General features: G+C 71.7%; 11 protein-coding genes and 1 riboswitch. Of the genes, 3 read left to right on the top strand and 8 right to left on the bottom strand.

The genetic code is table 11. From position 1 onward, the window contains the following. Entirely contained in the window at positions 1–282 is a 282-nt protein-coding gene (locus tag ABZ883_RS03980) for a DUF4031 domain-containing protein (protein WP_360901013.1), read from the top strand. Positions 283–557: 275 nt separating this feature from the next. On the opposite strand, the gene ABZ883_RS03975 is transcribed toward ABZ883_RS03980, so the two are convergent. From ABZ883_RS03975 to ABZ883_RS03960, 4 genes are all read right to left on the bottom strand, one after another. After that, positions 558–2,945: an excinuclease ABC subunit UvrA gene (locus ABZ883_RS03975; RefSeq protein WP_360901010.1), complete on the bottom strand. Its 2,388-nt coding sequence runs from the start codon at positions 2,943–2,945 to the stop codon at positions 558–560. Between the two features lie 119 nt (positions 2,946–3,064). Beyond that, positions 3,065–3,421, bottom strand: coding sequence for a VOC family protein (locus ABZ883_RS03970; protein ID WP_360901008.1), 357 nt, complete (start codon positions 3,419–3,421; stop codon positions 3,065–3,067). Between the two features lie 128 nt (positions 3,422–3,549). After that, positions 3,550–4,161 (bottom strand): maleylpyruvate isomerase family mycothiol-dependent enzyme, encoded by a 612-nt coding sequence (locus ABZ883_RS03965; RefSeq protein ID WP_360901005.1) that lies wholly within the window; start codon positions 4,159–4,161, stop codon positions 3,550–3,552. A 37-nt stretch (positions 4,162–4,198) separates the two neighbouring features. Next, positions 4,199–4,885: a hypothetical protein gene (locus tag ABZ883_RS03960; RefSeq protein WP_360901002.1), complete on the bottom strand. Its 687-nt coding sequence runs from the start codon at positions 4,883–4,885 to the stop codon at positions 4,199–4,201. Between the two features lie 51 nt (positions 4,886–4,936). Between ABZ883_RS03960 and ABZ883_RS03955 the strand changes: the two genes are divergently transcribed. Then, the gene (locus tag ABZ883_RS03955; RefSeq protein WP_360900999.1) at positions 4,937–5,644 is read left to right on the top strand and encodes a copper homeostasis protein CutC; all 708 of its coding nucleotides are present in this window, start codon (positions 4,937–4,939) and stop codon (positions 5,642–5,644) included. A gap of 963 nt (positions 5,645–6,607) precedes the next feature. Here ABZ883_RS03955 and groL read toward each other — a convergent pair. The 4 genes from groL to thrC form a co-directional block, all read right to left on the bottom strand. Continuing rightward, a complete protein-coding gene (gene groL, locus ABZ883_RS03950) occupies positions 6,608–8,230 on the bottom strand; it encodes a chaperonin GroEL (RefSeq protein WP_360900996.1) in 1,623 nt (540 codons plus the stop codon). Between the two features lie 364 nt (positions 8,231–8,594). After that, positions 8,595–8,801 carry a cold-shock protein gene (locus ABZ883_RS03945; RefSeq protein ID WP_005486335.1) on the bottom strand — a complete coding sequence of 69 codons (207 nt, stop codon included), beginning with the start codon at positions 8,799–8,801 and terminating at the stop codon, positions 8,595–8,597. 426 nt (positions 8,802–9,227) lie between these two features. Then, a complete protein-coding gene (locus ABZ883_RS03940) occupies positions 9,228–9,506 on the bottom strand; it encodes a ubiquitin-like small modifier protein 1 (RefSeq protein ID WP_360900992.1) in 279 nt (92 codons plus the stop codon). Between the two features lie 50 nt (positions 9,507–9,556). Then, positions 9,557–10,849, bottom strand: a complete 1,293-nt coding sequence (gene thrC, locus ABZ883_RS03935) for a threonine synthase (protein ID WP_360900989.1) — start codon at positions 10,847–10,849, stop codon at positions 9,557–9,559. An 18-nt stretch (positions 10,850–10,867) separates the two neighbouring features. Then, positions 10,868–10,995: riboswitch (SAM riboswitch) on the bottom strand. A 168-nt stretch (positions 10,996–11,163) separates the two neighbouring features. On the opposite strand from thrC, the gene ABZ883_RS03930 reads away from it, so the two are divergent. Further along, on the top strand, positions 11,164–12,141 hold the full coding sequence (locus ABZ883_RS03930) for a glucosyl-3-phosphoglycerate synthase (protein WP_360900986.1): 978 nt from the start codon (positions 11,164–11,166) through the stop codon (positions 12,139–12,141). Positions 12,142–12,326 lie beyond the last annotated feature (185 nt).

Below are 12,326 nucleotides of genomic sequence, written 5' to 3'. Positions count from 1 at the left end.
GTGGCCCTCTACATCGACCCGCCGACCTGGCCGGGTCACGGCAGGCTGTGGTCGCACCTGGTCAGCGACGCCTCCTACGAGGAGCTGCACCTCTTCGCCGCGGCGATCGGCTGCCCGCCGCGGGCGTTCGACGGGGACCACTACGACCTGCCCAGTGAGCGCTACGCCTCCGCGGTGGCCGCGGGGGCGGCGGAGGTCGGCAGCAAGGAGTTGCTGCGCAGGCTTACGGAGGCGGGGTTGCGCGTGCGGAAGCGGCGGCCGCCTTCGGATGTGGGGGCGTGAGTTTTTTGCTTCTGGGGGTGGGCTTGTGGGGGTGACGGTTGTGCGTTCCGTGCCGGCTCGTTCCGGCTGAGCGCGCAGTTCCCCGCGCCCCTCGGGGGTGAGCGTTGTGCGTTCCGTGCCGGTTCGTCGTGGCTGGGCGCGCAGTTCCCCGCGCCCCTGGAGGGGTGACGGTTGTGCCGACCGTGCCCGTTCGTTCCGGCTGAGCGCGCAGTTCCCCGCGCCCCTGAGGGGGTGACGGCTGAGCGCGCAGTTCCCCGCGCCCCTGGCGGGGGGCGTCAGGGGCCGACGTATTGGGCGAGGTGGGTGGCGGTGAGGGTGGTGGGGGTGGCGACGAGGTCGGCGGGGGTGCCCTCGAAGACGATGCGGCCGCCGTCGTGGCCGGCGCCCGGGCCGAGGTCGATGATCCAGTCGGCGTGCGCCATGACCGCCTGGTGGTGCTCGACCACGACGACCGACTTGCCGGAGTCGACGAGCCGGTCGAGCAGGCCGAGCAGTTGCTCGACGTCGGCGAGGTGGAGGCCTGCGGTCGGCTCGTCGAGCACGTAGACGCCGCCCTTGTCGGCCATGTGCGTGGCCAGCTTGAGGCGCTGGCGCTCACCGCCGGACAGCGTGGTGAGCGGCTGGCCGAGGCTGAGGTAGCCGAGGCCGACGTCGGCGAGGCGGGTGAGGATGGCGTGCGCGGCCGGGATGCGGGCCTCGCCCGCGCCGAAGAACTCCTCGGCCTCGGTCACGGACATCGCGAGCACCTCGCTGATGTCGCGGCCGCCGAGGTGGTACTCCAGCACCGCCGCCTGGAACCGCTTGCCCTCGCACTCCTCGCAGGTGGTGGCGACGCCGGCCATCATCGCCAGGTCCGTGTAGATCACGCCGGCGCCGTTGCAACCCGGGCAGGCGCCTTCGGAGTTGGCGCTGAACAGCGCCGGCTTCACGCCGTTGGCCTTGGCGAAGGCCTTGCGGATCGGCTCCAGCAGCCCGGTGTACGTCGCCGGGTTGCTGCGCCGCGAGCCGCGGATCGGGCTCTGGTCGACCGAGACCACGCCCGCGCCGGGCGGGATCGACCCGTGCACGAGCGAGCTCTTGCCGGAGCCGGCGACGCCGGTGACGACGGCCAGCACCCCGAGCGGGATGTCGACGTCGACGTCCCGGAGGTTGTGCGCGGTCGCGCCGCGGATCTCCAGGGTGCCGGTGGGCTTGCGCACGCTCTCCTTGAGCCGGGCGCGGTCGTCGAAGTGGCGGCCGGTGACCGTGCCGGCCGCCCGCAGCCCGTCGACCGTGCCCTCGAAGCAGACGCTGCCGCCCGCGGTGCCGGCGCCGGGCCCGAGGTCGACGACGTGGTCGGCGATCGCGATCACCTCCGGCTTGTGCTCCACGACGAGCACCGTGTTGCCCTTGTCCCGCAGCCGCAGCAGCAGTCCGTTCATGCGCTGGATGTCGTGGGGGTGCAGGCCGACGGTGGGCTCGTCGAAGACGTACGTGACGTCGGTGAGCGAGGAGCCGAGGTGGCGGATCATCTTGACGCGCTGCGCCTCGCCGCCCGACAGCGTGCCCGACGGCCGGTCCAGGGAGAGGTAGCCGAGGCCGATCTCGGCGAAGGAGTCGAAGGTGTCCACCAGGGCCGTCAGCAGGGGTGCGACGGAGGGCTCGTCCAGCGCGCGGACCCATTCGGCGAGGTCGCTGACCTGCATCGCGCAGGCGTCGGCGATGCTGATCCCGCCGATCTTCGAGGAGCGGGCCGCCTCGGTCAGCCGGGTGCCGTCGCACTCGGGGCAGACGGTGAACGTCATCGCCCGCTCCACGAACGCGCGGATGTGCGGCTGGAGGGCGTCGACGTCCTTGGCGAGCATCGACTTCTGGATCTTCGGGATCAGCCCCTCGTAGGTGAGGTTGATCCCCTCGACCTTGATCTTGGTCGGCTCCTTGTGGAGGAGGTCGTGGAGTTCCTTCTTGGTGTACTTGCGGATCGGCTTGTCCGGGTCGAAGAAGCCGCTGCCGCGGAAGATGCGGCCGAACCAGCCGTCCATGCTGTAGCCGGGGACGGTGATCGCGCCCTCGTTGAGCGACTTGCTGTCGTCGTAGAGCTGGGTCAGGTCGATGTCGGTGACCGTGCCGCGGCCCTCGCAGCGCGGGCACATGCCGCCGAGGCGGTTGAAGGTCGCCTTCACCGTCTTCTTCGCGCCGCGCTCGACGGTGATCGCGCCGCTCGCCCGGACCGAGGCGACGTTGAAGGAGAACGCGTTGGGCGAGCCGATGTGCGGCTGCCCGAGCCGGCTGAACAGGATGCGCAGCATCGCGTTGGCGTCGGTGGCGGTGCCGACCGTGGAGCGGGGGTCGGCGCCCAGCCGCTGCTGGTCGACGATGATCGCGGTGGTCAGCCCGTCGAGGACGTCGACCTCGGGCCGGGCCAGCGTCGGCATGAAGCCCTGCACGAAGGCGCTGTAGGTCTCGTTGATCAGCCGCTGCGACTCCGCGGCGACCGTGCCGAAGACCAGCGAGCTCTTGCCCGAGCCGGAGACCCCGGTGAACACCGTCAGCCGGCGCTTGGGGATCTCGACGCTGACGTCCTTGAGGTTGTTCACACGCGCGCCGTGCACGCGGATCAGATCGTGGCTGTCGGCACTGTGCAGCGCGTGCGGCCGCGGGTCCGTCCTCGTGTCCGTGCTCATCGCGTCTCCCTCGGTCCCTCTGAGTCGGTGCTGGTGTCCCACCGGCATCGAACAGTACGTCCGGTCGCCGTGTCCGCGCTTCCGGCCGGCCGGTCCGGCCGGCCGGAGGCGGCCGCGGCTCACCGGTCCTGGATCAGCCCGAGGACATTGCCGTCGGGGTCGGTGAAGGTGGCCACGAGGCGGCCGCCGCCGACGTCGTGCACCGGCTCCTTCACGGTGGCGCCCGCGGCGGTCACCTCGGCGAGCTTCGCCTCGATGTCCGTCACGTGCCAGTGGGCGACCGGCGAGGTCATGCCCTGCGGTCCGCCGTTCGGCACCAGGCCGATCTGCTGGCCCTCGACCTCGAAGCCGACGTAGTACTCGCTGTCGTGCTGCGGGGCGACACCGAGCAGGGCGGTGTACACCTCCTTGGCCTTCGTGAGGTCGGAGACGGGGTGCAGCACGGTCTTGATGCCCTGGGTGGAAGAGCCGCTCATGGTCACTCCTGAGTCGTGGGTCGGGGCGGGGCGGCGGCGGTGGCGCCGTCGCCCGCTCTGTCCGCCACGCTAATCGGGACCCGGCCGCCGGGGCTTCTCGAATCCTGACCGGTTCGGCCCCGTCCCGGTCAGAGGGGGTCGCCCTGGAGCCGCCCCTCCGGGAGCCTTCGTCCGCACAGCGCGGACGCCAGGTCGCCGGCCTCGCCGCTCAGGGCGGGTCCCGAGCCGTAGGACCAGTCCAGGTCGGTGGCGCGCAGCGCGCGACCGTCGACCGCCACACCGAAGTGGGCGTGGCCGCCGCCGTACGTCAGGTCGTTCAGGACGGTGGTGACGGCCTGCTCCGGGGCACGGCGCTCCACGCCGAGGGGCACGGTGACGTCGAGGCCGTGGATCACCACGTGGTTGAGGGCGCCGCGGACCCCGCCGCCGGGCGGGGTCCAGTGGTGCATGACCTGCGAGCGCAGCCCGGCGACGAGGGTGTCCTCCGGCAGCGCCGCGTCGCGGGTCGCGACGGCGTTCGACAGGCGGGTGAAGTCGTAGTCGCAGGCGCGCAGTTCGGCCATGAACTCCGCTTCGGTGAAGCGCGCCGCCATGGTCATGTGCGCCACGACCTCGCGCACCCGCCAGCCCTCGCAGAGCGAGGGGCTGTCCCACCGGTCCTTGCCCGCCCCGTCGAGCAGGTCGGCGAGGGAGAGGTACGCGGTGGTGATCGCGGATCGCAGTACGGCGTCATCGGTCATGGCGGCCGCCTTCCGGTGGGTGCGGGCAGGACAGGTCTCAGAGGGCAGACCGGTCCGGCGGCGCGGAGTCATCGGCGGAGAGCAGGAGTTCCAGTTCCGTGGTGAGGTTGCGGCGGGCCGTGTCCTCCCAGCGCTCGTAGCCGATGGTGGTTCGGAACAGCCGGGGCAGCGCGAGGAGCTGGCGCAGTACGCCGGCGCGGCCGGCGCGGAAGGCGTCGTCGGGGACGAAGCCGTACTCGTCGCGGACGGCGGCGGCGTAGGCGGCGTACGCGACGGGGTCGCCGGCCAGAACGGCGAGGTCGGCGTCGCACAGCACCTGGCCGTTGCGGTCGCCGTCGCCGGGGTGGTGGGTGACGGTGAGCCGGACGAGGCGGGCGACCTCGGCGGTGATGGTGTCGGGGACGGCCGCCTCGGGCAGCGCGCGTTCGGCGAGGCGGGCGCTGCGCTCCTCGTTCTCCGAGCGGTCGGGACGGTAGACGGCGTCGTGGAACCAGGCGGCGAGCAGCACCGCGTCGATGTCCTCGGCGTACTCGGCCAGGGAGTCGACATGGACGAGCACCGCGGCCAGGTGGTCGGTGGTGTGGTAGCGGCGCTGGGGTTCGGCCCAGCGGGCGAGCAGGTCCTCGCCGTAGGGCCTCGGGTCGACGGACTCGGTCTGGCAGCGGCGCAGCAGCGCGCTCCAGTGCGTCAGCAGCTCGGGATCGGTGGCGGCCATGTCGGCCATTGTGGAGCACGGGGGTCGCGGGTCGGTGGAGGCATGTGGGATCCTGAATATATGTCTAGACCAATTTTCGAAGTGATCGCGCTCGACGCCGACGACGCACGCGCGGCCCAGGCGGGGGGCGCGGACCGCCTCGAACTGGTCACCGACATGTCCGCCGACGGCCTGACCCCGCGCCGGGAGGTCTTCGCGGCCGTACGCGCCGCGGTGGAGGTGCCGGTACGCGTCATGCTGCGCGGCCGGGCCGACTTCGCGGCGGGCGGCGCCCAGGAGGTCGACGCGCTGTGCGCCGCGGCGGCCGCGCTGCGCACGGAGGGGGCCGACGAGTTCGTGCTCGGCTTCCTCGACGCCGACGGCGGCCCCGACCTGCGGGCGGTGCGGATGCTGGCCGACGCCGTGGGCCCGGGCGCGCGCTGGACGTTCCACCGCGCGATCGACCACTGCGCGGACCGCGCGGCGCTGCGCGCGGCCCTGCGCGGACTGCCCGGACACGACACGTACCTGACGGCGGGATCGGCCCGCGGCGTCGACACCGGCCTGGACGTGCTGGTCGCGGAGGCGGCGGAGGGCGCGCCCGGCGATCCCCAGTTGATGGTCGGCGGCGGCCTGCGCGCGGAGCACCTGCCCCGGCTGCTGGCGGCGGGCATCGACGCCTTCCACGTCGGCGGCGCGGTCCGCCCCGACGGCTGGTCGGGCCCGGTCGCCGCGGAGGCCGTCCGCACCTGGCGCGAATTGCTCGACGCCCCGGTCGCCGTGGGCTAGCCCGACTCGGCCCCCCGCCCGAACCTCCCTGCGCCCTCCTCCCCCGGCCCGCCCCATCGGCCCGGCGACGGAGGGTCGCCAGGGGGCCCGGTCGGCGGGGCGGCCCCACACCCCCGGCGCTGCCTGCTCGACGCGCCCGCCGTGGGCCAGACCTCCGACCGGGCAGCGAGAATGCGGCCTCGAACCGGTCCTCGCAGGAATACCCGCCCGCCCACGCCCCTCGCCACGTTGGCCGGCAAGCGGAGGAGCAGCAAGACACTGCGCCAAAGGGCCCGGTCGACGCGGAGGCCGTCCGCACCTGGCGCGAACTGCTCGACGCCCCGGCCGCCGTGGGCCAGACCTCCGACCGGGCAGCGAGAATGCGGCCTCGAACCGGTCCTCGCGGGAACGCCCGCTCGGCCGGGCGGCGGAAGGGCGGCGTCCCGTCCGTGGTGACGGAGTTGGCATCGGCCGTGAGATGGACCGGCTCCCTTGGCAGCCGTGCCGCTCGATCAGGGCTTCGGCGTCGTCGCACGCGAAGCGGTTCCGGAAGCCGTGGTCGCGACCGCGTCGCGCCCGGCATCAGCTCGACCAGTTCCTGCCGCTCTCACGGCGGACCTCTTCCGTGAGTCGGTCGTAGGGCTCGGCCTCCCGTTCCACCCCGGAGTCGCGCCCGCTGAGCCGCTGCGGACCGCTTCGTCGGTGGGGAGCCGGGCGGGCCGCCCGAGAGGCCGCACCTCAGCACCGTCGTGTCCGTCCGGCAGGCGAAATCCGGACGCGCCACGGTCCGCCACGGGCGGCTGGTCGGGCCCGGTCGGCGCGGCGGCCGTACGCAGCCGGCGCGGGCCGCCGGCGAGGCCGGGGGCAGGCGGCCGCGAGGGCCGCCTCATCGCTCAGCGCCGGGAGGCGGGGACGGGGAACGCCCGAGGGCGGCACCCCGTGGGGGTGCCGCCCTCGTTCGTGTACTGCTGAACCCTCGCGGGATCAGAAGTCCATGTCACCGCCCGGCATGCCGCCGCCGGCCGGGGCCGCGGCCTTCTCCGGCTTGTCGGCGATGACGGCCTCGGTGGTGAGGAAGAGCGCGGCGATGGACGCCGCGTTCTGCAGCGCGGAGCGCGTCACCTTGGCCGGGTCGATGATGCCCTCGGCGATGAGGTCGACGTACTCGCCGGACGCGGCGTTGAGGCCGTGACCCGGGGTGAGGTTGCGGACCTTCTCCACCACGACGCCGCCCTCGAGGCCGGCGTTGACCGCGATCTGCTTCAGCGGGGCCTCCAGGGCCAGCTTCACGATCGCCGCACCGGTGGCCTCGTCGCCGTCGAGCTCGAGCTTCTCGAAGACGTTGGACGCCTGGAGCAGAGCCACGCCACCACCGGCGACGATGCCCTCCTCGACGGCGGCCTTGGCGTTGCGCACCGCGTCCTCGATGCGGTGCTTGCGCTCCTTGAGCTCGACCTCGGTGGCCGCGCCGGCCTTGATGACGGCCACGCCGCCGGCCAGCTTGGCGAGGCGCTCCTGGAGCTTCTCGCGGTCGTAGTCCGAGTCGCTGTTCTCGATCTCGGCGCGGATCTGGTTGACCCGGCCCTGGATCTGGTCGGCGTCGCCGGAGCCGTCCACGATGGTGGTCTCGTCCTTGGTGACGACGACCTTGCGGGCGCGGCCCAGCAGCTCCAGACCGGCGTTCTCCAGCTTGAGGCCGACCTCCTCGGACACCACGGTGCCACCGGTGAGGATGGCGATGTCCTGGAGCATGGCCTTGCGGCGGTCGCCGAAGCCCGGGGCCTTGACGGCGACGGACTTGAAGGTGCCGCGGATCTTGTTGACCACGAGGGTCGACAGGGCCTCGCCGTCCACGTCCTCGGCGATGATCAGCAGCGCCTTGCCGGACTGCATGACCTTCTCCAGCAGCGGGAGCAGGTCCTTGACCGCGGAGATCTTGGAGTTGACGATCAGGATGTACGGGTCGTCGAAGACGGTCTCCATACGCTCCAGGTCGGTGGCGAAGTACGCCGAGATGTAGCCCTTGTCGAAGCGCATACCCTCGGTGAGCTCCAGCTCCAGACCGAAGGTCTGGGACTCCTCGACGGTGATGACGCCTTCCTTGCCGACCTTGTCCATCGCCTCGGCGATGAGCTCGCCGATCTGGGGGTCAGCGGCGGAGATGGAGGCGGTGGAGGCGATCTGCTCCTTGGTCTCCACGTCCTTCGCCTGCTCGAGCAGGGCGGCGGAAACGGCCTCGACGGCCGCCTCGATGCCACGCTTCAGGGCCATCGGGTTCGCACCCGCGGCCACGTTGCGCAGGCCCTCGCGGACCAGCGCCTGGGCGAGGACGGTCGCGGTCGTCGTGCCGTCACCGGCGACGTCGTCCGTCTTCTTCGCGACCTCCTTGACCAGCTCCGCGCCGATCTTCTCGTACGGGTCCTCGAGCTCGATCTCCTTGGCGATGGACACACCATCGTTGGTGATCGTGGGGGCGCCCCACTTCTTCTCGAGGACGACGTTGCGGCCCTTGGGGCCGAGGGTGACCTTGACGGCGTCGGCGAGCTGGTTCATCCCGCGCTCGAGACCGCGCCGTGCCTCCTCGTCGAACGCGATGATCTTGGCCATGTGAAGTGGTCCTCCCGGACTTGGGGTCCCCCCGCGGCGCACGGCTGCGGGGAAGGATTACTCCAGGACCGCGCCGGCGCCCGCGACGGACGGCCTGCCCTTCCGCCGGTTCCTTTCCGGCGGTCGAGCGGGCCTCACCCACTCGGTCCTTTGTCACTCTCAACGTCAGAGTGCTAACGCCAATGATTAGCACTCGCCCTAGGAGAGTGCAAGCCGCTCGGCCGGTCTCCCGTCAGGTGCCGGGGCGGGCGGGGGCGGGCGGGGGGCGCCGGACAGACGAAGGCCCGCCCCCGTTCAGAGGGCGGGCCTTGACATGTACGTTTGAGCGCGTCGGTGCGAGGCGCTCCGTGGCCGGTGCGCGGCGTCAGCCGGCGGCGAGACGGACCATGTCCGCCTGCGGCCCCTTCTGGCCCTGCGAGATCTCGAACTCGACCCGCTGACCTTCCTCGAGGGTGCGGTAGCCGTCCATCTGTATCGCGCTGTAGTGCACGAAGACGTCCGCACCACCGTCGACCGCGATGAAGCCGTAGCCCTTCTCCGCGTTGAACCACTTGACGGTGCCCTGAGCCATTCCTAACTCCCCTATTGCTGGCCTTTCGCAGGCCCGCACCTCGCGGACCCGGGTCAGACCTCACCCCCTACAGCCAAGGGGGCGTGCGCCGGAACGCGTCGACCGCGGCTGAATGTATCTGCACGAACGCTGTCTGCAACAGGTCAATCCGACGAGAAATCCGGGCAGGAGGAAAGGGAAGAACGGCTCGATCGGCCAATGATCCGGGGCAAGTCGGGCGGGACATATGACGCCAACACGACAATCATCGCAGGAATTTGGCGATAAATCGTCGACAAGGACGCCCCGGGAAGAGGGTTTACGCAGAGCGTTGCAGAGGGTTGCGAGCCTCTGGAACAACTGTACAGCCCTTCAACTACCCCTCACGCACACAGGGGTGCCGGGAGCAACTCCCGGCACCCCTGCCCGTTCCGCGGCGCAGGCGGCTCAACAGCCCCCGGCGACCGCGGGGATGATCGACACGGACGCGCCCTCGGCCACCGCGGTCTGCAGGCCCTCGGAGAAGCGGACGTCGTCGTCGTTCACATAGACGTTCACGAAGCGGCGGAGCTTGCCCGTGTCGTCCAGGACACGGGCCGCGATGCCGGGGTGGTTGTTCTCCAGCGACGCGATGACCTCGGCCAGCGTGCCGCCCTCGGCGGGGACCTCGGCCCGGCCGCCGGTGTAGGGGCGGAGGATGGTGGGGATGCGGACGTTCGCGCTCATGATGCGGGCTTCACCTTCGTATCGGGACGGACGGCGATCGGCGGCCGGGGTCAGCCGGCCAGGCCGGCGGCGCGGAACGCGTCGAGGCTCGGGCGGATGGTGGCGGTGGGCCGGGAGGTCGCGGCGACGGCGTCCAGGGTCTTGAGCCCGTCACCGGTGTTGAGCACGACCGTCTCGCCGGCCGGGTCCAACTGCCCGCTCTCGATCAGCTTCTTCAGGACACCGACGGTCACGCCGCCCGCCGTCTCCGCGAAGATGCCCTCGGTGCGGGCGAGCAGCTTGATGGCGTCCACGATCTGCTCGTCGGTGACGTCCTCGACCGCGCCGCCGGTGCGCCGGGCGATGTCCAGCACGTAGGGGCCGTCCGCCGGGTTGCCGATGGCGAGCGACTTGGCGATGGTGTTCGGCTTCTGCGGGCGCACGACGTCCTGCCCGGCCTTGAAGGCGGTGGACACCGGGGAGCACCCCTCGGCCTGGGCGCCGTAGATGCGGTACGGCTTGTCCTCGACCAGGCCGAGTTTGATCAGCTCCTGGAGCCCCTTGTCGATCTTCGTCAGCTGCGAGCCCGAGGCGATCGGGATGACGAGGTTGTCCGGCAGCCGCCAGCCGAGCTGCTCGCAGATCTCGTACGCGAGCGTCTTGGAGCCCTCCCCGTAGTACGGGCGGAGGTTGACGTTGACGAAGCCCCAGCCCTCGCCGATCGGGTCGCCGATCAGCTCGCTGCAGAAGCGGTTGACGTCGTCGTAGTTGCCCTCGATGCCGACCAGTTCGCCGCCGTAGACGGCGGCCATGACGACCTTGCCCTCCTCCAGGTCGTGCGGGATGAAGACGCAGGACCGGAAGCCGGCGCGGGCCGCCGCGGCGCCCACCGCGCCCGCGAGGTTGCCGGTGGAGGAGCAGGACAGCGTGGTCAGGCCGAAGGTGCGGGCGGCCTCCAGGGCGATGGCGACCACACGGTCCTTGAAGGAGTGCGTGGGGTTGCCGGAGTCGTCCTTGATGTGCAGGCCGCCGGTGACGCCCAGTTCACGGGCGAGGTTGTCGGCCTTGACGAGCTTGGTGAAGCCGGGGTTCAGATTGGGCTTGGTGGCCACGTCGGCGGGGACGGGCAGCAGCGGCGCGTAGCGCCAGATGTTGTTCGGACCGGACTCGATGCGCTTGCGGAGCGTCTCGGGATCGCCGGCGGGAAGGTCGTAGGCCACTTCGAGCGGCCCGAAACAGACCTCGCACGCGAAGATCGGGCTCAGTGGGAAGCGTTCGCCGCACTCCCGGCAGGACAGTGCGGAAGCGGGTCCGAAGGGGGAATCCGTGGACGCGACGTCGGTGACAGCAGTCTGCGCAGCCATGTCAGGCGAGGCCCTTTCTCCTCATCTTCCTCGCGGCGCATCTCGCCGCGAGACGGAATTGGCACCTTCCCCACCTGGACCTCGCGGTCGGCGGGAGGGTTGCCGGGGCTTCAACGGGCCGTTCCCTCTGCCCCTCTGGATGAGCGGTATGGCACCGGGCGCGGGGCCCGGGCATTTGTCGTGCGAGGCGCGATCACCGCGGACATACGATGGTCATGCCTCGTGTTCACGACTGTAACCGACGACCTCGAACCTGGTCACAGCCCGTCCGTCCTTCGAGACAGGCCGAAGAGGGGCAGAAACGGAGCAACGCAGTGCTGGACGAGGTAGCCGGCTGGCTGCGGCGGCGGTCCTGGACCGCCGAGCGCCGGCCGCTGAGCCAGCTCCTCGCCGCGAAGCGGGCCGCGGGCCCGCACGGGACGGTGAGCGTGGTGCTGCCCGCGCTCGACGAGGAGGCCACGGTCGGGGCGATCGTCACGGAGATCCGCCGCGCGCTGATGTCCGACGCGCCCGGGGCCGTGCCGCTGGTCGACGAGCTCGTCGTCCTGGACTCGGGGTCCACGGACGGGACCGCCGCGGTCGCCGCGGAGGCGGGCGCGACCGTCGTCCACCGCGACGCGATCCTGCCGCGGCTGCCGGCCGTACCCGGCAAGGGCGAGGTGCTGTGGCGCTCACTGCTCGCGACGCGCGGCGAGATCGTCTGCTTCATCGACGCCGACCTGCGCGAATTCGACGCGCGCTTCGTCTCCGGGATCGTCGGGCCGCTGCTCACGGAGCCGGACGTCCAGCTGGTCAAGGCGATGTACGACCGGCCCCTGGAGGCCGGCGGCACGGTGGAGCCGACGGGCGGCGGACGCGTCACGGAACTGGTCGCCCGGCCCCTGCTCAATCTGCACTGGCCGCAGCTCGCGGGCTTCGTGCAGCCCCTCGGCGGCGAGTACGCGGCGCGGCGGTCCCTGCTGGAGCGGCTGCCGTTTCCCGTGGGGTACGGCGTCGAACTGGGGCTGCTCATCGACGCGCTCAACGCGGTCGGGCTCGACGCGCTCGCGCAGGTCGACGTCGGCGTACGGCACCATCGGCACCAGGACGGGCAGGCGCTGGGTCGCATGGCCGCGACGATTTATCGCACGGCGCAGACGCGGCTGGCGCGGGGGCATCTGGTGCGGCCCGTCCTCACGCAGTTCGAGCGGACCGCGGAGGGGTTCGCTCCGCGGGTGCATGAGGTCACGACGGAGGAGCGGCCGCCCATGATGACGGTGCCCGAGTATGTGCGGGGGCGTGAGGTCGCCTGAGGCTCGGGGCTTCGCCCCGCGCGCCTGGGGGGTGAGCGTTGTGTGCTTCGTGCCCGTGCGTCGTGGCTGAGCGCGCAGTTCCCCGCGCCCCTGAGGAGGTGGGCGTCGTGCCCACTGTGCCGGTGGGATGTGGCTGGGCGCGCAGTTCCCCGCGCCCCTGAGGGGGTGGGCGTCGTGCCCACTGT

It is taken from the genome of Streptomyces sp. NPDC046977 (assembly GCF_040644455.1).
Taxonomy (GTDB): Bacteria; Actinomycetota; Actinomycetes; order Streptomycetales; family Streptomycetaceae; genus Actinacidiphila.
This window is presented reverse-complemented; position numbering and strand designations above follow the sequence as displayed.

Excerpts from the sequence above, each read along its gene's own strand:
- ABZ883_RS03975 (WP_360901010.1), bottom strand. The coding sequence starts at position 2,945 with ATGAGCACGGACACGAGGACGGACCCGCGGCCGCACGCGCTGCACAGT.
- ABZ883_RS03970 (WP_360901008.1), bottom strand. The coding sequence starts at position 3,421 with ATGAGCGGCTCTTCCACCCAGGGCATCAAGACCGTGCTGCACCCCGTC.
- ABZ883_RS03945 (WP_005486335.1), bottom strand. The coding sequence starts at position 8,801 with ATGGCTCAGGGCACCGTCAAGTGGTTCAACGCGGAGAAGGGCTACGGC.
- ABZ883_RS03955 (WP_360900999.1), top strand. The coding sequence starts at position 4,937 with ATGTCTAGACCAATTTTCGAAGTGATCGCGCTCGACGCCGACGACGCA.
- ABZ883_RS03965 (WP_360901005.1), bottom strand. The coding sequence starts at position 4,161 with ATGACCGATGACGCCGTACTGCGATCCGCGATCACCACCGCGTACCTC.
- ABZ883_RS03960 (WP_360901002.1), bottom strand. The coding sequence starts at position 4,885 with ATGGCCGACATGGCCGCCACCGATCCCGAGCTGCTGACGCACTGGAGC.
- groL (WP_360900996.1), bottom strand. The coding sequence starts at position 8,230 with ATGGCCAAGATCATCGCGTTCGACGAGGAGGCACGGCGCGGTCTCGAG.
- thrC (WP_360900989.1), bottom strand. The coding sequence starts at position 10,849 with ATGGCTGCGCAGACTGCTGTCACCGACGTCGCGTCCACGGATTCCCCC.
- ABZ883_RS03940 (WP_360900992.1), bottom strand. The coding sequence starts at position 9,506 with ATGAGCGCGAACGTCCGCATCCCCACCATCCTCCGCCCCTACACCGGC.